Annotated in this window: 1 protein-coding gene; it reads left to right on the top strand. The window is 57.7% G+C overall.

Translation table 11 applies throughout. The features are described 5' to 3' along the window. Positions 1-87 precede the first annotated feature (87 nt). On the top strand, positions 88-1,104 hold a 1,017-nt coding region (gene nifK, locus GA0061105_RS32125), incomplete at its 3' end, for a nitrogenase molybdenum-iron protein subunit beta (RefSeq protein WP_092755373.1).

The following is a 1,104-nucleotide window of genomic DNA, read 5'->3' on the forward strand; positions in this document are numbered from 1 at the left end:
CTTCCCATCGGACTTGATCCGCACTCGTGACAGATGACATCCCATTGCCGCCACCGGTGCGGCGCGATGAAAAGAAAGGTGCTTACTATGCCGCAGTCGGCGGAAAAAGTTCTCGACCATGCTCCCCTGTTCCGCGAGCCGGAATACAGGCAGATGCTCGCCGAGAAGAAAGCCAATTTCGAATGCCCCCACCCGGATCAGGTCGTTGCCGATCAAAACGACTTCACGAAGACCTGGGAGTATCGCGAAAAGAACCTGGGCCGCGAAGCCCTGGTCGTGAACCCGGCCAAAGCCTGCCAGCCGCTCGGTGCCGTCTTCGCAGCCGCAGGCTTTGAGCAAACGATGTCCTTCGTCCATGGCAGCCAGGGCTGCGTCGCTTATTACCGTTCGCATCTGTCGCGTCACTTCAAGGAGCCTTCATCGGCGGTCTCGTCCTCGATGACGGAGGACGCGGCAGTGTTCGGCGGGTTGAAGAACATGGTCGACGGGCTCGCCAATACATACAAGCTCTACGATCCGAAGATGATCGCCGTCTCGACCACCTGCATGGCCGAAGTCATTGGAGACGACCTCCACGGCTTCATCGAAAACGCAAAGAACGAAGGGTCGGTCCCGCACGACTTCGATGTTCCTTTCGCCCACACGCCTGCCTTCGTCGGCAGCCACGTCGATGGCTATGACGGCATGATCAAGGGCATTCTGGAGAACTTCTGGAAAGGCAACGAGCGGAAGGAGGTTGCTCAAGCCATCAACATCATTCCCGGCTTCGACGGCTTCTGCGTCGGCAACAACCGCGAACTGAAGCGCCTGCTCGACATGATGGGCGTATCCTACATCTTCATCCAGGATGCCTCCGACCAGTTCGACACGCCGTCTGACGGTACGTACCGCATGTATGACGGCGGCACGAAGATCGAGGACTTGAAAACGGCGTTGAATGCCGAAGCGACCCTGTCGCTGCAGCACTATAACACGCGCAAAACGCTGGAATATTGCAAGGAGGTCGGTCAGGTTACGGCTTCGTTCCATTATCCGCTGGGTGTTCAGGCGACCGACGAATTCCTGATGAAGGTCTCGGAGATTACCGGCAAGGAAATTCCTCCG

Source organism: Rhizobium aethiopicum, assembly GCF_900094625.1.
Taxonomy (GTDB): Bacteria; Pseudomonadota; Alphaproteobacteria; order Rhizobiales; family Rhizobiaceae; genus Rhizobium; species Rhizobium aethiopicum.